At 61.8% G+C, this 18,126-nt stretch carries 19 protein-coding genes; 8 read left to right on the top strand and 11 right to left on the bottom strand.

All coding sequences use genetic code 11. From position 1 onward, the window contains the following. The first annotated feature begins 149 nt into the window (after positions 1-149). Positions 150-404: a GlsB/YeaQ/YmgE family stress response membrane protein gene (locus tag AC1DLT_RS14475; protein ID WP_038543316.1), complete on the top strand. Its 255-nt coding sequence runs from the start codon at positions 150-152 to the stop codon at positions 402-404. 11 nt (positions 405-415) lie between these two features. On the opposite strand, the gene AC1DLT_RS14470 is transcribed toward AC1DLT_RS14475, so the two are convergent. The 6 genes from AC1DLT_RS14470 to AC1DLT_RS14445 all read right to left on the bottom strand — a co-directional run bounded on the left by AC1DLT_RS14470 (position 416) and on the right by AC1DLT_RS14445 (position 4,495). Next, positions 416-973 (bottom strand): DUF924 family protein, encoded by a 558-nt coding sequence (locus tag AC1DLT_RS14470; RefSeq protein WP_477487176.1) that lies wholly within the window; start codon positions 971-973, stop codon positions 416-418. An 11-nt stretch (positions 974-984) separates the two neighbouring features. Further along, entirely contained in the window at positions 985-1,476 is a 492-nt protein-coding gene (locus tag AC1DLT_RS14465; protein WP_477487175.1) for a heme-degrading domain-containing protein, read from the bottom strand. 61 nt (positions 1,477-1,537) lie between these two features. After that, positions 1,538-2,089: an FMN reductase gene (gene msuE, locus AC1DLT_RS14460; RefSeq protein ID WP_477487174.1), complete on the bottom strand. Its 552-nt coding sequence runs from the start codon at positions 2,087-2,089 to the stop codon at positions 1,538-1,540. Positions 2,090-2,206: 117 nt separating this feature from the next. Beyond that, entirely contained in the window at positions 2,207-3,592 is a 1,386-nt protein-coding gene (locus tag AC1DLT_RS14455; protein ID WP_477487173.1) for an FAD/NAD(P)-binding protein, read from the bottom strand. Between the two features lie 150 nt (positions 3,593-3,742). Continuing rightward, a complete protein-coding gene (locus AC1DLT_RS14450; RefSeq protein WP_247135630.1) occupies positions 3,743-4,042 on the bottom strand; it encodes a hypothetical protein in 300 nt (99 codons plus the stop codon). A gap of 87 nt (positions 4,043-4,129) precedes the next feature. Continuing rightward, positions 4,130-4,495, bottom strand: coding sequence for a response regulator (locus tag AC1DLT_RS14445; RefSeq protein WP_038543328.1), 366 nt, complete (start codon positions 4,493-4,495; stop codon positions 4,130-4,132). A 344-nt stretch (positions 4,496-4,839) separates the two neighbouring features. Here AC1DLT_RS14445 and AC1DLT_RS14440 point away from each other — a divergent pair, with 344 nt between their 5' ends. The 5 genes from AC1DLT_RS14440 (at position 4,840) to AC1DLT_RS14420 (ending at position 9,962) form a co-directional block, all read left to right on the top strand. Further along, positions 4,840-5,460: a TerC family protein gene (locus tag AC1DLT_RS14440; RefSeq protein WP_038549261.1), complete on the top strand. Its 621-nt coding sequence runs from the start codon at positions 4,840-4,842 to the stop codon at positions 5,458-5,460. A 293-nt stretch (positions 5,461-5,753) separates the two neighbouring features. Next, positions 5,754-6,263 (top strand): cupin domain-containing protein, encoded by a 510-nt coding sequence (locus AC1DLT_RS14435; protein ID WP_247135629.1) that lies wholly within the window; start codon positions 5,754-5,756, stop codon positions 6,261-6,263. 199 nt (positions 6,264-6,462) lie between these two features. Then, positions 6,463-6,843, top strand: coding sequence for a hypothetical protein (locus AC1DLT_RS14430; protein ID WP_477487172.1), 381 nt, complete (start codon positions 6,463-6,465; stop codon positions 6,841-6,843). An 88-nt stretch (positions 6,844-6,931) separates the two neighbouring features. Next, positions 6,932-9,451 carry a protein translocase subunit SecD gene (gene secD / locus AC1DLT_RS14425; protein ID WP_477487171.1) on the top strand — a complete coding sequence of 840 codons (2,520 nt, stop codon included), beginning with the start codon at positions 6,932-6,934 and terminating at the stop codon, positions 9,449-9,451. Positions 9,452-9,524: 73 nt separating this feature from the next. After that, positions 9,525-9,962 carry a YqaA family protein gene (locus AC1DLT_RS14420; protein WP_477483652.1) on the top strand — a complete coding sequence of 146 codons (438 nt, stop codon included), beginning with the start codon at positions 9,525-9,527 and terminating at the stop codon, positions 9,960-9,962. Here AC1DLT_RS14420 and AC1DLT_RS14415 read toward each other — a convergent pair whose 3' ends face one another. Together AC1DLT_RS14415 and AC1DLT_RS14410 are read right to left on the bottom strand one after the other, a co-directional pair. Continuing rightward, positions 9,963-10,589 (bottom strand): TetR family transcriptional regulator, encoded by a 627-nt coding sequence (locus tag AC1DLT_RS14415; RefSeq protein ID WP_038543338.1) that lies wholly within the window; start codon positions 10,587-10,589, stop codon positions 9,963-9,965. A gap of 15 nt (positions 10,590-10,604) precedes the next feature. Continuing rightward, positions 10,605-11,267: a class I SAM-dependent methyltransferase gene (locus AC1DLT_RS14410; protein ID WP_038543340.1), complete on the bottom strand. Its 663-nt coding sequence runs from the start codon at positions 11,265-11,267 to the stop codon at positions 10,605-10,607. Between the two features lie 310 nt (positions 11,268-11,577). Here AC1DLT_RS14410 and AC1DLT_RS14405 point away from each other — a divergent pair, with 310 nt between their 5' ends. Further along, a complete protein-coding gene (locus AC1DLT_RS14405) occupies positions 11,578-12,939 on the top strand; it encodes an APC family permease (RefSeq protein WP_477487170.1) in 1,362 nt (453 codons plus the stop codon). A gap of 1 nt (position 12,940) precedes the next feature. Here AC1DLT_RS14405 and AC1DLT_RS14400 read toward each other — a convergent pair whose 3' ends face one another. Next, a complete protein-coding gene (locus AC1DLT_RS14400; protein WP_038543345.1) occupies positions 12,941-13,621 on the bottom strand; it encodes an HAD family hydrolase in 681 nt (226 codons plus the stop codon). A gap of 119 nt (positions 13,622-13,740) precedes the next feature. After that, positions 13,741-13,887, bottom strand: a complete 147-nt coding sequence (locus AC1DLT_RS14395; protein ID WP_173426748.1) for a glycine zipper domain-containing protein — start codon at positions 13,885-13,887, stop codon at positions 13,741-13,743. Between the two features lie 104 nt (positions 13,888-13,991). Between AC1DLT_RS14395 and AC1DLT_RS14390 the strand changes: the two genes are divergently transcribed. Then, positions 13,992-14,762, top strand: coding sequence for an SDR family NAD(P)-dependent oxidoreductase (locus tag AC1DLT_RS14390; protein ID WP_477487169.1), 771 nt, complete (start codon positions 13,992-13,994; stop codon positions 14,760-14,762). A 149-nt stretch (positions 14,763-14,911) separates the two neighbouring features. Here AC1DLT_RS14390 and AC1DLT_RS14385 read toward each other — a convergent pair whose 3' ends face one another. Beyond that, positions 14,912-18,091, bottom strand: coding sequence for an efflux RND transporter permease subunit (locus AC1DLT_RS14385; protein ID WP_477487168.1), 3,180 nt, complete (start codon positions 18,089-18,091; stop codon positions 14,912-14,914). Positions 18,092-18,126 lie beyond the last annotated feature (35 nt).

The raw sequence follows: 18,126 nt of genomic DNA, 5'->3' as shown, positions 1-18,126 counted from the left end.
GTCTTTCGATCGGATTCGCGCGCGAAAATAGAGTGACTTCTGGGCGAAGAAAAGGAATGCTCTGACGCCCGGCCACGAATTGGAACAATTCGTGGAACCTGGAACATTTCTTCGCGTTTCTCCGTCCCAACAATCATTGAGGGTAAGTCATGGAACAGGCAGGTATCGGCTGGATCGCAGCCATCATCATCGGCGGCATTGCCGGCTGGCTCGCTGAAAAGTTCATGAAAAGCGACATGGGCTTAATCATGAACATCATTCTCGGCATTGTCGGCGCCATCATCGCCAATGCCATTCTCAACTTTTTCCACCTTTCGCTGGGTAGCGGCTGGATCGCTTACCTCATCGCCGGCTTTATCGGCGCGTGCATCCTGATCGCCGTCGCACGCCTGTTCCGCCGCTAGTTACCTCAACGTCAGAAACCGGCGCCGGGCTTGGCCAGATATTCCAGCTCGGCGGCGGTCGATTCCCGGCCAAGCAGCGCATTGCGATGCGGGAAGCGGCCGAACTCGCGGATCACCAGGCGGTGACGCTCCGCATAATCCAGATAATCCGCATCCCCCAGCAAAGCGAAGAGCTCCACCGACCGATCCTGATCGGCGAGGACTTCCGAGTGTTCGAACGGGAGATAGAAGAAGCCGCGCTGTTCGGGCAGGACCGCCATATCCGCACCGGCCTCGATTGCCAACCTGGCCTCCCGCAAAGCCAGCCAGTCCGTTGCGAAGGCAAGCGGGGTGCCGCGATAGAGATTGCGGGAAAGCTGGTCGAGCACGATCACCGCCGCGAGCCGGTTTTCCGGCGAAGTCCGCCACGCGTCGAGCTCCCCCCGGGCAAGCGAAAGATGAGTAGCGGCAAAATGCCGGCGCATCGCCTCGTCGAGCGCCTCGTTCTTCTCGAACCAGTCCTTGCGGGTCAGTTCCCTGAACCAGAAGTTGAAAACCTCTTCGGGGGTCTTTATGTCGGCCTGCGCCATCGAATATCTCCTCAGTCGAGCCGGAGTGTGGAGATATCCTTGCCGATCATCCGCGCAAGGGCTTCGACGACCATGTTATGATCCTCGCGCTGCGGCAGGCCCGAAACGGTCACGGCTCCGATGCAGCCGACGCCGGCGACCTTGATCGGGAAGCTGCCGCCATGCGGCGCGTGGTCTGCCGCGGAAATACCATATCGGTTTTCGACCGTCTCGCCCTGGAGCTCGAGCTTCCGTCCGATTGCATAGCTGGACTGGAAGAAGCGGAGCACAAGATTGCGCTTGCGCCGTACCCAGCTCTGGTTGTCGGCGCTGGTGCCCGGAAGCGCCGTGTAGAAGGCCGACATCGAATGCAATTGCACGTCGATGACGATGCTCAGGCCCCGCTCGACGGCCATATGCCGGAGCAGCGATCCGAGATCCCAGGCTGTCGTCAGGTCGAACCGGTCGAAGACCAGCGCCTTCTCCTGCTCGGCGATCTTCGCCATGTCTTCTTCGATGGCCATGCGTTCTCCTCCGCGTTGCGGTTGCGGGGGATTGATGACGGCAAAGCGAACGAAAGTAAAGTTACTCGGCAGCGGCGAGTTCCCGGACGGGAAAGAAGGCGGCGAGTTCGTCGACGGCAAAGCCGATCCGCTGCTGCAGCGCCTCGGAGACAATGCGGTAGTCGGCGAAATCGCGGTCGGAGGCGTAGACGGCTGTCGGCAAGGTATGGGCCATGAAGAAACCGAAAAGCGGCCGAAGCTGATGTTCGACCATCAGCGCGTGCCGGTCGCCGCCGCCGGTAGCGGTGATCAGGATCGGCTTGGCGCGCAGCTGTTCGGGATCGATCAGATCGATGAAATGCTTGAAGAGCCCGGGATAGCTGCCCTTGTAGGTCGGCGAACCGACAATCAGGAAGTCCGCCTCGACGACATCCGCCAGTACCCTGGCGGCCGCTTCATCCAGATCACCCTGGCGTTGTGCCTGACCAAGAGACGGTCCCACATCGGTGAGATCATGAAGCCGGGTATCGAATCCATAACGCTCGGCTGCGACCGAGGCGATATGTTCGACCAGCGCAAAAGTTTTGGACGGGCAATTATAGCTCCCCGCAAGACCGACGAGTTTCAGGGCCATGGAAATTCCTTCCTGCGCAATGACTTTCTCCAGATTAACGTCGATGGCGCGGTATGAAAGCAAGGAACCTGCCGTTGATGCTCGATCAGGAGAAAATCGTGCTCACGGAATGCTCGACTACGCGATACGGGCTCGCCGTGGTGCCGTCCGGGAAATGTCCGTGGCGATTGTTTCGGCAAGCGCCTTGGCCTGTACGCGGATATCCGGCACCGCCGTGATCTCCCAGAACTGGCCGGCCGTCAGCGCTCCGGCAGCAAACAGGCCGGGCAGTGGCCGGCCATCCGGATCGAGAACGCGAGATTGTCCGTCGACGGAGATGCCAAGTCCGAGTTCGTCCATGGCGATCATCCCAAGGTTCCGCATCTCGGTCAGCAGCGGCGAATGGCCGATGCCAGCGCGCTCCATGCCGGTGCAGTTGACGATCCAGTCCGCATGGAAGGAGGCAATGTCCGGCGTGCCGCGTTGCCTGAACCGGACGTTCGCACCCTCGCCGTCTCTCTCGATCGAGCGGAGAAAACCGGCATGCACGGTCACCGTACCGTCCTTCAGGAGCGCGTTGAAGCGGGCGAACACTTCCGGCGCGACGCGGTGGCGGTGGACGTTCCACCAGGCAAGCGCATGGCGTAGGAACCGCGAGCGCTGCTCGGCGGTCAGGCTCTGCCACAAAGCCTGGGTCTGCGGTCTTAGGCCATCGACGACGCCCCGCCAGTCGGCACCGTTCTCCACCTGTCGCCGCAAGGCGCGCAGCAGAGCGCTGATTTCGCGGCTATCGGGCAGATCCGGCGTGACGGGAGCGGCGCGCCGGGTCGGATGCGGGTGCGGCACCAGTCCGCGTCGCGACAGGACATGGATGCGGCCGCGATGGCCTTGGGCGCGCAGCGACAGAACCTGGTCGATCATCGTCAGGCCGGAGCCGAAGATACAGAGTTCGTCGGTGCGGCCGACGCGCGAAAGCCAGCCGAGTCGCCAGGGATTGTCGATGATGCGGGAGCCGACGCCCGGATCGATACGATCCTTCGGCAAAGGCAGATCGGCATTGCCGACGCCGAGCGCCAGAATGACGGTACGGGCCCGCAGTTCGCCGGCGTTGTCGAGATGGAAAATGATCCCGTCCTGTTCGCACTGGACGCAGGCCGTCGCCTTGGCTCGGATAAAATCCACGTGCGCGCGCCGCTCACGGGGCCTCAGCAGCGAGGCGAGCGTATCGCGCAGGTAGAGGCCGTAGTCGCCGCGAGAGGCGAAATCCTCCGGAAAGGCCGCCCTGCCCTGGCCGCGTAGCCATTCGACGAAATCGTCCGGTCGATCCGGGAACACGCTCATCCGCGCCGCCGGGACATTGAGACGATGCAGATAGAATTCGGTGCGGTAGGCGGTGCCTCGTCCGAAGCCGGGATCGTCGCCGACCACCGCGATCGAAGCGGAGGACGGCAGGAAGCGCAGGAGGTTGATGGTAAGGGCGATTGCGGAAAAACCGGAACCGACGACGGCGACATCATAGGTCATCAAGCACACACTCCTCGTCCTGGGTTGCTTTGGGCGAAAGGTTGTCTTGGAAGCCACAGGAAAGCGGTTTTGCATCCGCTTCCGCTGGCGCTTCAATGTCTACCAACTTAATAGAGATTGACGAAGAGTAAAGGTGTTTTCGCGTCTCTTTCAGTGGCACGCCTGTTCAGGCCGCGGCAGCGTCGAGGCTTCGGCGCTCGGATTGGTATTGTTCGGCGTCCCCGGCGGCTGGCAGTGATCTTCCTGATCGACGGTGCCGGTCGTGCTGTTGGTGGTCGTCGGATCGGTGACGCCGGGAAGCGTGGTGACCGGCGAAGCGCCGGAATTGGCATTGGGCGCGGTCATTGTCGCCCCGGGCAAAGTGGTGGTGGCGTCGGTGCCTGATGTCTGGGCGAGGACTGGCGCCGAAAGCAGGGAAATGGCGGAAAACGCAATGATCCTCATCAGCATGTGAAGGTTCCTCCGGTTGATCGAAGAAACAACCGGAAGCCATGCCACTTGGTTCCGTTGCGCCGGCCCGTCTTCGGCCAACACTATTCAGCCTGGCATCATGTCGTGGATCGAGGACAGCAGCATGTCGTGCTGATAGGGCTTCGGCAGAAACACCGTGTTGGTCGGCAGGAGCATCGGGTCAAGGCTGACGACGCCCGACGTGATGATGATGCCGATGCTCGGGCGGATGGCGCGTATCCGCTGAGCAAGCTGGATGCCATCCATCGACCCCGCCATGTTCACGTCGGTGAAAACGATGTCGATATCGGACCGATTACGGAACAGCACCATCGCCTCGTCGGCACTGCCTGCTTCCAACACCTGGTGCCCGACCTCTTCCAGCGCATCGAGCGTGGTGAATCGGATTAGCGGTTCATCCTCGACGACGAGGACAACAGCTTTCTGCGCCATAAACGTCTCCTTCATCCATCGGATGTTTGTCCCATGGCCTCCACCGGCGAAAATCCGCTCCGCGATGCGGCAGGTCGGGGACGCGCTCCGCCGTGAGGCCATATAGGAGGCAGGTGAGTCGCGACAAGTGGAACTGAATTCGGACGAAAAACGCGGGTACCCGGATCGGTTGCTTTTCCGCACGCGCCAACCGCTTCGATAATGGATAATGACATTTGACAGAATGCAAAATCCGCTTGCCAAGCGCCCTGAAATATCCTGTACCAATCGCCACGAAAATGTGACTAGAAGAACATCCTCACCTTCCACCCTCATCCACTCCCGACTCAGGTTCACGCTTCATGATGGAACTCTTCACCGCAGCCGGCTTTGCGGCCCTTCTCGAGGTCATCGCCATCAACCTCGTTCTTTCCGGCGACAATGCCATCGTCATCGGTCTTGCTGCCGCCGGTCTTCCTGCCGAACTGCGCAAGAAGGCGATCCTCTTCGGCATCTCCGCGGCGACCGTGCTGCGCCTCGTGTTTGCGGTCGTTGCAACCTACCTTCTGGCGATCAAGGGGCTCCAGCTTGCCGGCGGCCTGCTGCTGGCCTGGGTCTGTTGGAAGATGTGGAGCGAGCTGCGCGAGGGCCAGGGCGACGATGCCCATCTCGCCGCACAAGCCAAGGAAAACGCCGCTCAGAAGACTTTCTTTCAGGCCGCGACCCAGATCGTCGTCGCCGACGTCTCGATGTCGCTCGACAACGTGCTGGCCGTCGCCGGCGCCGCCAAGGAGCATTCGACCGTGCTGATCATCGGCCTGATCGTCTCGATCGCACTGATGGGGATCGCTGCCAACTTCGTCGCCAAACTGCTCTCCCGCTTCCGCTGGATCGCCTATGTGGGCCTGGCGGTCATCGTTTATGTGGCGCTCGATATGATCTATCACGGCTCTCTCGAAGTCCTGCCGCTCATCCAAGGCGCATAAATCTCTTCCCCGCCTCTCGACCAGTCATTTGCCCCGCCGGCGCCGATCGCGTTGGCGGGGTTTTCTGTTTTGTCTCCCCCCAGGGAGAAGTACTGGAATGTGACAGTGCCCTGATTTGAAACAGGAAAATTATTCTCTGCTTACCAAGTTCTTTGACATTTGTGACGTTCCCATTGATCATGTTCGGCAAGCAAAGCTACGTGGCCTCCAGCCGGCATGACGTCGGTTAGGGGCTCGCGGACCCCCTACTCGCAAGAGTTGGTGAGCCCCGTCCAAGTCAATGAGAGCCGATCTTGAGCCACGATCACGACGATCATCATCACACTCATGACAGTGACCATGACGGTCATTCCCACGTCGATTGGCGCGAGCACGGCGTGAAAGTCATTCCCGGCAATTCGCTCGATCCCAACACCGCCCAGACCCCCGGCATGAACCGCGCGACCGCGATCAACAACGCCCGTGCGGGTGCCGAAAAGATCTGGGCGGGCACGGTGACGATCCATGCCAACGCCAAGACCGGCGCCCATCACCATGGCGATCTGGAAAGTATCATCTACGTGCTGAAGGGAAGAGCGCGGATGCGCTGGGGCGACAATCTCGAATTCGTGGCGGAGGCAGGCCCCGGCGATTTCATCTATGTGCCGCCCTACGTGCCGCATCAGGAGATCAACGCCAGCCGCGACGAGACCCTGGAATGTGTCCTCTGCCGCTCCGGCCAGGACCCGGTCGTGGTCAACCTCGATATCGAGCCGATCGAGAAGCCGGAAGAAGTGCTCTGGAAGGACCCGATCCACAAATAACGCGGCAACCGATTTCCCGCATGAAATGCAGGGATTGGCGCAAATGCCGCCGCAATCTGTCCTTACGCTTGCTCCGACTGGAGATTGACCGCCTCGAACCTCTCCTTTAGAAGGCGGCATTCCGTTCCGAAGCAAGGACTTCGGGATTTTTAACGCTCCGGAGCTGATGCGGATGGCGCTGTTTCCGCAGGACAAGCGGATGAGAGACGGACGTGAACAGGAAAGCCTCCTGTCGCGCTGGCCGGTCTTTGCCGCCGCTCTGCTGATTGCTGCCCTGTTCGGCCTGCTGTCCGGCGTCGTCAAGGACGTCCAGTTCCCCCGCGGAGTCCTTTCGGCCGACAAAAGCAGCGACACTCCGCACCTGACCAAGCGCGAGCCTTTGCGTGCACTTGCCGCCATGGACCGCAAGGACGGAACGGGCGCCCATTGGCCTACGGGCGACGGTGCGCTGGAAGCCCGCACCATCGAGATCAGCTTCCCGATTTTTGTTTCGGCCTTCGCGTCGAAGCCATCCTCCGATCCGACGGCTCATCCGTTCTGGCACGGATCGCTGCCGCGTGCGCCGCCGGCCCGCGCCTGAGATATCGCGCCCCGGCGCTTGCACGACATCAGCATTCTCGCCCCAACCGCTCGACAGAGCGTGACCCGGGCTCAGCAGGATTAAATACATGAGAAACTCCCCATGGTTGGTGACGACCTATCTCGTCATCATCTTCCTCGGCATTCTGGTGGCGCTGCCGAACGTCATTCCGCAGTCGACGCTTGGCCGGCTTCCCGCCTGGCTGCCGCACAACCGCGTCTCGCTCGGCCTCGACTTGCGCGGCGGCTCGCACCTCGTGCTGGAAGTCGACCGTGGCGACCTGATCAACGAGCGTGTCCAGAGCCTGCTGCAGGATGCTCGCCGGGTTCTGCGCGACAAGAACATCGCGACCACTGCAATCCGCCGCACGGGCGACACCGTGACGGTCGCGCTGCGTGATGCGGCCCAGCGCGGCGCCGCCGTGACCGAGCTCCAGACGCTTGCCAACCCGGTCAACGCCGGCACAACGATCGGCGGCAGCGATCTTGCGATCACCACGCCCACCGACAATACGATCACGATCGCCCAGACCGAAGCCGGCATCAATTCGCACATCACCGGCGCCGTCGATCAGTCGCTTGAAATCATCCGCCAGCGCGTCGACCAGGTAGGCGTCGCCGAACCGACCATTCAGCGCATCGGCTCCGACCGCGTCCTTGTCCAGCTTCCGGGCGAACAGGATCCGGCCCGCCTTCGCCAGCTTCTCGGCTCGACCGCCAAGATGAGCTTCCATCTGCTCGGCCAGCAGGGCGAACAGGGTGTCACCATGCTCGCCGACGAGCGCGGTAACCAATATCCGGTCCTCGACCGCGTCGAACTTTCCGGCGACCGCCTGACCGATGCCCGCGCCGCCTTCGACCAGCAGACCAACGAACCGGTCGTCAACTTCCGCTTCGATTCGGCAGGCGCCAACCGCTTCGCCCAGATCACCCAGCAGAATGTCGGCCGCCCCTTCGCGATCGTACTCGACAACAAGGTGCTGAGCGCGCCGGTCATCCGCACGCCGATCACCGGTGGTTCGGGCCAGATCTCCGGCGGCTTCTCGGTGTCGGAAGCCAATACGCTCTCTGCACTGCTGCGCGCCGGCGCGCTGCCGGCGAAGCTCACCGTCATCGAAGAACGTACGGTTGGTGCAGACCTCGGCGCCGATGCAATCCAGATGGGCCTTTATTCCGGCCTCGTCGGCTTCGTCCTCGTCGCAGTCTTCATCCTGGTCCTGTATGGCACGTGGGGCCTGCTGGCGAACGTCGCGCTGCTGATCCACACGATCCTGACCTTCTCCGCCCTGACGCTGGTCGGCGCGACGCTGACACTGCCCGGTATCGCCGGTATCGTGCTCGGCATCGGCCTTGCGGTCGACGCGAACGTTCTGATCAACGAGCGTATCCGCGAAGAAACGCGCAAAGGCCGTGGCGCTTTCGCCGCCATCGACGTCGGCTTCAACCGCGCTTATTCGACCATTGTCGACGGCAACATGACCGCGCTGATCGCCGCCGCCATCCTGTTCTACTTCGGCTCCGGTCCGGTGCGCGGCTTCGCCGTTACCATGGGTCTTGGCCTGATCATCTCGATGTTCACGTCGGTCGCCTTCGTCCGCGTCACGATGATCGCCATCGCGCGCCGCTACAAGCTGAAGGTCATCAACATCCAGTCGATGTTCCGGTTCAGCCCCTACGACAAGCACATCCAGTTCATGAAGGCGCGCTTCTTCGGCGTTGCGGTCTCGGCCGTCCTGTCGATCGCCTCGATCGGGCTGTTCTTCTATCCGGGCCTGAATTACGGCGTCGACTTCCGCGGCGGCATCCAGATGTCTGTCAAGACGCAAGGCCCCGCCGACCTCGCCAAGTTCCGCGAAGGTCTGAACACGCTCAACCTCGGCGAAATCACGCTGCAGTCCTTCGGCGATCCGAACACCATCCTGGTGCGCGCCCAGCGTCAGGAAGGCGGCGAAGAGGCGCAGACGGCGGCGGTCACCAAGCTGAAGGACGAGGTCAACAAGATCGACTCCACCGCGACCGTCCAGGGCACCGATGTCATCGGCCCGAAGGTCTCGGGCGAACTGGCCGTTGCCGGCTTCCTGTCGGTCTTCATCGCCAGTATCGCGATGCTGATCTATATCTGGGCGCGGTTCGAATGGCCGTTCGCGGTCGGCGCTATCGTCACCCTGGTGCTGGACGTCACCAAGCTGGTGGGTTTCTTCGCCATCACCGGCCTCGATTTCAATCTGACCGCGATTGCCGCGGTGCTGACGATGGTCGGTTATTCGGTCAACGACAAGGTCGTCGTCTACGACCGCATGCGTGAAAACATGCGGCTCTACAAGTCGATGCCGCTGCGCGAACTGATCGACAAGTCGATCAACGAGACGCTGGCTCGAAGCCTCTACACCAACGCCACCGCCTTCCTGTCGCTTCTACCGATGGCGATCTGGGGTGGCAGCGCGGTCGAAAGCTTCGCGGTCCCCATGGCATTCGGTATTCTCGTTGCCGGCGCATCGTCTGTCTTCATCGCGGCCCCGATCCTGCTCTTCCTCGGCGACTGGCGTAAACGCCACGCCAAGGCGGTGGAGGCGGCTGCGGAAGAGGTCGAAAACGCCAAAAAGGCCTGATTGACGACCCAGCAATACAGGAAGGGCGGGTTTTCATCCGCCCTTCTTCATTTGGCTCCGCTATAGGTCGATCATGCTCGATTTTGCCGCCTATGCGGGACTGTTCTCCGCCGCCTTCATCGCCGCCACGATCTTTCCGATGCAATCGGAGGCGATCCTCGTTGGCCTGATTCTCTCCGATCGATATTCGCTCATCGCCCTGCTGCTGGTCGCGTCGGTCGGCAACACGGCGGGGGCCGCCGTGAACTGGCTGCTCGGGCGTGGTGTCGAACGTTTTCGCGACAGCCGATGGTTTCCGGTGACCCAGGAAAAACTGGACAAGGCACAGGCTTGGTACCAGAAATACGGAAAATGGTCGCTGCTGCTGAGCTGGCTGCCGATCGGCGGCGACGCAATCACGGTCGCGGCCGGCGTGCTCAAGGAACCTCTACCGACCTTCCTGATCCTGGTTTTTATCGGCAAGGCGGTCCGCTATGTGGTGCTCGCCGCCGCGACACTCAGCGTGGCCTGATCAGAGGTCCTGCCCCTCGTAGCCAAAATCGGCAAGTGTCTTCCAGAAATCGCCGAAGAACCGATGCGCGAAGGTTTCGAGCGAAGTGCCCGGCGGCTGTTCGTTCCAGAGCTCTCCGCCGGCCCGCAAGGCGCCTATGACCACGGCGGCCAGCAGGCGCACGCGCAGCCGTTCTTCGTCGCTTCGGCTTCGAGCCTTCAGCGCCTCGGTGAGCTTCAGTTCGAGCTTGGCATATTTGAGCTGGTCTCGGGCTTTCAGCGCCGGCGTACTGCGGATCAGTTCGCCGAGCGCCATCGCTCTTTCGTCGGCTGCCGAGACGATGGCGCTGACGAGGCCGTGTTGCACGGTCTTGACCGCCGGCTCGTCCGCTGGCCTCGACGCGATCGCCGCCATCAGATGATCGGCAAAACCGTCCTGCCAAGCGAACACGACCTCTTCCTTGGACGGAAAATAGTCGAAGAAACTGCGTTTCGAGACCTCGGCGCGTTCGGCAATTTCCTCGACCGTCGTGGCATCGAAGCCGCGCTCGAGGAACAGGCTCATCGCCGCTTCCTCGATGCGTTCGCGGGTCTGCCGACGCTTGAGTTCCCGCCGGCCTGTCGTCGCGCCATCAATCGCCTTGGTCATTTCATCCGATTTTGTTCAGGCGCCCGCGTCGTCGGCTTGGACCGGGCTGCCTTCTGCCTCGGCACGATATCTGGAACGCTCCCGTGTCAGATCCAGCGGCTTGCGGCGGGAAATCCGGTAGACGGCGGCGGGCGGCAGGTTGCGCACGGTGTGGCCGATATGCACGGCCTTCAGACCCAGCCGGTCGAGGATCGGCCGCGGCACGGGGCAACGCGGGCCATAGGTGAACTGGTAGAAGGAACCGCCCGGACGGATATAGGTAAAGGCTCCGCCGAGGATCGCGGTAATCTTGCGCGGCGACATGGAGAGCAGCGGCAGGCCGCTGACGACCGCGCCGACCGGTTCGCCCTCGAAAATATCCTCATGGGCGAGCTTTGCCGCATCCATCTGCAGGATCCGCGCGTCTGGAAAACGCCGCTGCAGGCCGGGAACGAATTCCGGACCGTATTCGATCAGGGTGAGGTCGGATTGGGCAACGCCGCGCGCCAAAAGCGCACGGGTGAATACCCCGGTCCCCGGACCGAGTTCGATAACCGGGCCGTCCAGCGGCGCGATCTCCTGGGTCATCAGTCGCGCGAGCGAATCCCCGGAAGGCGCCAACGCCGCAACCCGCAATGGATTGCTGATCCAGGAACGGAAAAAATGCCAAAAATCCGAAAATGCCGCATCTGCTGTCATGGTCAGAGACTCACCGGTTTGAAAATGCGATCGAGTATTCCGCCGACCTTCACAGCCTGCATGGCAATTCCAAGGCATGGGAACCTCCGCTCAAGAAAAATACGCATATCGGCCGCAGAATTGTGCAGTGCGGCGGCTACACCGTCGTATTTAGAGGATTTTTGCACCGAGTGCAAGTTTTTACGATATTTTCGCCATACCCTTTTTCCAGGCCGGAACGGGCTGAAACCTCCGCGTTTTTTGGGAACAACCGGCGCTTGTTCTCATTGAACAGTCTCTCGGAGGGAATCGATAACATCAGGAGGAGCTTATGGAAAAGCCCGTAGCGGAACTGGGCGAAGAGAAGACGGAACTGCACCGGGTCATGGGTCCTGGACTGCTGCTGCTGTTCATCGTCGGGGATATTCTCGGCACGGGCATCTATGCCCTGACCGGCCAGGTGGCCAAGCAGGTCGGGGGGGTGGTCTGGCTGCCCTTTCTGATCGCCTTCGTCGTCGCCCTCCTCACCGCCTTCAGCTATCTCGAACTGGTCACCAAATATCCGCGCGCGGCCGGCGCAGCACTCTATACCCACAAGGCCTTCGGCATCCATTTCGTCACCTTCCTGGTGGCCTTTGCGGTGATGTCGTCGGGCATCACCTCGGCGGCGACAGCATCGCGGGCCTTTGCCTCCAACTTCGCGACCTCTCTCAGCCTCGATCTCGGCGCCTGGGGCGTACCGCTGATCGCGGTCGGTTTCATCGCGTTGGTCGCTGCCATCAATTTCCGAGGCGTCGGGGAAAGCGTCAGGCTGAACGTTCTGTTGACCGTCGTCGAGCTGACCGGCCTGCTGATCATCATCGGCATCGGCTTCTGGGCGATCGCCGGCGGCCAGGGCGACGTTTCCCGCGCCTGGACATTCGCGACCCCGGAGAACGCCGGCGTCTTCTGGCCAGTCGTCGCGGCCACCACCCTCGCCTTTTTCGCCATGGTCGGCTTCGAGGACTCAGTTAACATGGCCGAGGAATGCAAGGAGCCGAGCCGGATGTTCCCGAAGGTGCTGCTAACCGGCCTTGCCCTCACCGGCCTCATCTACGTTCTGGTGGCCATCTCTGCGATCACGCTGGTACCGGCCAATGAACTCGGCCAGGGCGAGACCCCGCTGCTGAAGGTGGTGCAGGCCGGCGCGCCGGGCTTCCCGATCGGCATCTTCGCGATCATCACCATGTTCGCGGTGGCCAATTCCGCACTGATCAACATGATGATGGCGAGCCGCCTGATCTACGGCATGAGCCGCGAAGGGGTTCTGCCGCAGGTGCTCGGCAAGGTCCATTCGGGCCGTCGCACACCCTATGTCGCGATCGGCTTCACGTCACTGCTGGCGGTCGCGCTGATCCTGTTTGCCGGCGGTGTTCCGGCGCTCGGCGGCACCACGGCGCTGCTGCTTCTCTGCGTCTTTGCGATCGTCAACGTCGCGGTGCTGGTGCTGCGCAAGGACACGGTCGAGCACAGGCATTTCCGCACACCCACCATCCTGCCGGTACTCGGTGCGATCTCCTGTGCCTTCCTCGCCGGCCCCTGGACCGGCCGCGATCCTGTTCAATATCTGATCGCCTCTTGCCTGCTCGGCCTCGGCGTCGTGCTTTGGTTCGCAACCGTCAGCATCATGAAGGCATCGAACCAGCCCGCCTGATTCACGCCTTGCGGCGGATCGACAGCCGTCCGTCTTCGCCGATATGCGGCACCACATCGAGATAGCCGGGTATTTTCGAATGCCCGGTTTCGATCGGATGGGAATGGGTGGCGGTGATCACCATCACGTCGGCGCCGGCCGCCTCGCCCGCCTGGATGCCGGCCGGCACATCCTCGAACACCAGCACCTCCGAGGGGCTGACGCCGAGCCGTTCCGAGCCAAGGATATAGCCCTGCGGATTGGGCTTGCCGACGGTCACGTCTTCGGCGGTCACCATGTAGCGCGGCTGCGGAATTCCGGCGGCGGCAAGCCGGACCTTGGCGAGTTCGATCGGCGACGACGTGACGATCGCCCAGCGTTCAGGCGGCAGCGCGGAGAGGAATTCCACCGCGCCCGGGATTGGCACCACGCCCTCAACATCCTCGATCTCGCCGCGCAGGATGCCTTCGGCTTCCGCGGCCGGATCGATGCCCGGCAGGTTCAGTGCGCTGATCGTGTCGATCCCGCGCTTGCCATGCATGGTCGGCAGGAATGCTTCCACATCGAAACCCATCTTTGCCGCCCAGCGTCCCCAGACGCGTTCGGCGGATGCGATCGAGTTCAGGATCGTGCCGTCCATGTCGAACAGGAAAGCAGCGTAGGTTTTTTCGGGAAGGGAGATGTCGGCGGCGGGAAGGGGCACTGAAAGTTCCTTTAGCGTCGGATTCCGACTCGGGGAGATGGCCGGAAACTGCCCTCTTCCGAGTAAATGCAATGACGCAGGAAGGCAATTCCCGGCAAAGGCATGCGACCGCCTTCGGGCTATTTCGATCGCGAACGCAGGAATTGAGACAGGGCAACGCCGATCGCGATGCCCACGGCAACACCGATACCGATATTGTCGAAAACGACTGTCCCGAGCACCGTGCCCAGCCCGACGCCGACGGCTATTCCTGTCGCAATGGTCATGTCGGGACCATTGCGCGCCTAGATGGCGAGAGTTTGTCGCACATCCTTGTCTTCCCGCATCGAAGCGATAGAACTTGGCGACCAAGCCGGACAAGGAGGGTGTTTTGGCCAATATTTCTATACGGCATGCGGATCTCGCCGATCGTGGCGTGCTGATCACAGGCGGCGGTTCTGGCATCGGCGCCGCCTTGGTGGAAGGTTTTGCGGCACAAGGTGCCAAGGTCGCGTTCATCGATATTGCCGACGAGCCGAGCCACGAATTGGTGGAACGTCTTTCCAAGACCGCCCCCCATCTGGTCCTCTACCTGAAAGCCGATCTGCGCAACGTCGCGGAAACGAAAGCCGCCGTCGACAGGGCCGCGCAGCAACTCGGATCGCTCTCGGTGCTGGTCAACAATGCCGGCTGGGACGACCGCCACGAGTTCGAGACGGTGACCGAGGAATACTGGGACAACGCCCAGGCCATCAACATCAAGCAGATGTTCTTCGTCACCCAGGCTGCTGTCCCACACCTGCGCAAGGCCGGCGGCGGCGCGATCGTCAATTTCTCCTCGATCGCCTATCTACTCAACATGGGCGGACTGCCCGCCTATGCGACCGCCAAGGCCGGGATCATCGGCCTGACCAAGAGCCTCGCCGGAAAGCTTGGAACCGACAACATCCGCGTCAACGCCATCCTTCCCGGAATGATCGTCACCGAACGGCAGAAAAAGCTCTGGCTGAACGACGACAGCATCACGGCGATGGTCGCCCGCCAGTCCCTGAAGCGGGTGCTGGTGGCTGAAGACCTTGTCGGCCCCTGCCTGTTCCTCGCCTCGAATGCATCCGCGGCCATGACGGCCCAGACCCTGATCATCGACGGCGGTGCTCTCTAACGCGTGTCGTACATCTGCAAAACAAAGATCTAAAGACAAAAACCTAAAATGGTCGAGCGCATCCCAAAGGATGCGTTCGACCATTTTAGACATAAGAATACCGCGCGGGTTCCCGGTGGAAAGAACCCGCGCGGCGCCGGAGGTAGACCTTACTCCGCTGGAGAGAGAGCGGGAGCCGCCTCCTCCGTACCGTGCTGCCGCAGAGGACGGCTGCCGGTTAGCAAACGTGCCAGCAGGTAGAAGACCGGCGTCATGAAGATGCCGAAGAACGTCACCCCGATCATGCCGGAGAACACGGCGATACCCATGGCGGAGCGCATTTCCGCACCCGCGCCGGTCGATACGACCAGCGGCACGACACCCATGATGAAGGCCATGGACGTCATCAGGATCGGACGCAGCCGCAGTCGGCTCGCCTCGACCGCCGCCTGGAACGGTGTCCTCCCCTGGAACTCCAGTTCTCGGGCGAACTCCACGATCAGGATCGCGTTTTTCGCCGAGAGACCCACCAGCACCACCAACCCGATCTGGGTGAAGATGTTGTTGTCTCCACCGGTGAGCCACACGCCCGTCAAGGCGGCAAGCACACCCATCGGCACGATCATGATGATCGCGATCGGCAGCGTCAGGCTCTCATACTGGGCGGCGAGCACGAGGTAGACGAGCAGCAGCGCCAGCGGGAAGACGACGATGCTCGAATTGCCGGCAAGGATCTGCTGATAGGTCAGGTCCGTCCACTCGAACTCGATGCCGGAAGGCAGCGTCTCGTCGAGGATTTTCGTAATCGCAGCCTCTGCCTGGCCAGACGAGAATCCCGGAGCCGGAGCGCCGTTGATATCGGAGGACAGGAAACCGTTGTAGCGGGTCGCCCGCTCCGGACCGGTCTGAGCATCCACCTTCAGCAGAGCCGAGAGCGGGATCATCTGGCCGGACTGCGAACGGACCTTCAATTGGCCGATGTCTTCCGCCTTGGCGCGGAACTTGGCGTCCGCCTGCACCCGGACGCTGTAGGTGCGGCCGAAGGCGTTAAAGTCGTTCACATAAAGCGAGCCGAGATAGATTTGCAGCGTTTCGAAGACGTCCGTCACCGAGACGCCGAGCTGTTCGGCCTTGGCGCGATCGAGATCGGCATAGAGCTGCGGCACGTTGATCTGGAAACTCGAGAAGATGCCGGCAAGTTCAGGCGTCTGGTAGGCCTTGGCGATCACCGCCTTGGTGGCCTCGTCGAGCGCCTGGTTCCCAAGACCTGCACGGTCCTCGATCTGCAGCTTGAACCCGCCCGTCGTTCCGAGGCCGTTGACCGGCGGCGGCGGGAACATTGCGATATAGGCGTCCTGGATGGCGCCGAACTTCTGGTTCAGCTGCATGGCAATCGCGCCGCCCGAGAGCTCCGGCGTCTTGCGGTTTTCGAAGTCGTCGAGAACTGCGAAGACGATGCCGGCATTCGAGCCGATCGTGAAACCGTTGATCGACAGGCCCGGGAAAGCGATGGCATGTTCGACGCCAGGCTGTGCCAGGGTGATCTCGCTCATCCGCTTGATCACGTCTTCGGTGCGGTCCAACGTGGCACCGTCCGGAAGCTGGGCAAAGCCGATCAGATACTGCTTGTCCTGTGCCGGCACGAAGCCGCCCGGCACCGCATTGAACATGCTGTAGGTCGCACCGACGAGAGCCAGATAGATGATCATCACCAGGCTCTTGCGCGAGAGCAATCCGCCGACCGTGCGGCCGTAGCCGTTGGAAGCCGCACCGAAGACGCGGTTGAAACCACGGAAGAACCAGCCGAAGATCGCATCCATGAACCGGGTCAGCCAATCCTTCTTGGCGTGATGGTCCTTGAGCAGCAAGGCAGCAAGTGCCGGCGACAGCGTCAGCGAGTTAATCGCCGAGATGACCGTCGAAATTGCGATCGTCAGCGCGAACTGTCGGTAGAACTGCCCGGAAAGCCCGCTGATGAAGGCGAGCGGCACGAAGACCGCGACCAGAACCAGCGCGATCGCGATAATCGGACCGGAGACTTCCTTCATCGCCTTGTAGGTCGCCTCACGCGGACTTAAGCCGCCCTCGATATTGCGCTCGACGTTTTCCACCACGACGATCGCATCGTCGACGACGATACCGATCGCCAGCACGAGGCCGAACAGTGTCAGCGCGTTGATTGAGAAGCCGAAGGCATACATGACTGCAAACGTGCCGATGATCGAGACGGGAACGGCGATCAGCGGAATGATCGAGGCACGCCAGGTCTGCAGGAAGATGATGACCACGAGCACGACGAGCGCGATGGCTTCGAGCAATGTGTCGATGACCTTCTCGATCGATGCGCGCACGAATTTGGTCGTATCGTAGACGATCTCGTATTTCACGCCCTGCGGCATCGCCAACTGCAGCTGGTCCATGGTCGCCTTGACGTTGTCGGCGATCTCGATCGCGTTGGAACCGGGTGCTTGAAGAACGGCAACGGCGACTGCCGGCTGACCATCAAGCAGCGAACGCAGGGTATAGTCTGCTGCGCCGAGCTCGATACGCGCGACATCCCGCAACCGGGTAATTTCACCGTTCTGACCGCTCTTCACGATGATATTGCCGAACTCTTCCGGGGTGCGCAGGCGCCCCTGGGCATTGACGTTGAGCTGCAGGTCGACACCCGGCTGGGTCGGCGAGGCACCGATAATACCCGCCGCCGCCTGGACGTTCTGGCTGCGGATGGCATTCGAGATGTCGCTTGCAGCCAATGAATGCTCGGCAGCCTTCTGCGGATCGATCCACACGCGCATCGAATAGTCGCCGGCGCCGAACACCTGCACCTGGCCGACGCCCTGGATGCGGTTCAGCCGGTCCTTGACGTTGAGCGTTGCATAGTTGCGCAGGTAGGTGATGTCGTATCGGTCGGAGACGAGATTGACCACCATGATGAAGTCCGGCGAGCTCTTGACGGTCGTCAGACCGATCGAACGCACTTCTGCCGGCAGGCGCGGTTCGGCCTGGCTCACGCGGTTCTGAACGAGCTGCTGCGCCTTGTCCGGATCGGTGCCGAGCTTGAAGGTGACGGTCAGCGTCATCACGCCGTCGGATGTCGCCTGGCTGGACATGTAGAGCATGTCCTCGACGCCGTTGATCTGCTCTTCGAGCGGCGTCGCGACCGTTTCGGCGATGACCGTCGGGTTGGCGCCAGGATAGACGGCACGCACGACGATCGAAGGCGGGACCACATTGGGATATTCGGAAATCGGCAACGACCGCATGCCGATCAGGCCCGCGACCACGATGAGGATCGACAGCACGGCCGCAAAGACCGGCCTGTCGACGAAAAACCTGGAAATATTCATGTCAAAGCCCTCTCTCCGGGGTTGAACAAGAGGCG

The organism is Neorhizobium sp. 05N33 (genome assembly GCF_056397445.1).
The sequence above is the reverse complement of the archived record's forward strand: the minus strand, read 5'-3'. Positions and strand labels throughout refer to the sequence as shown.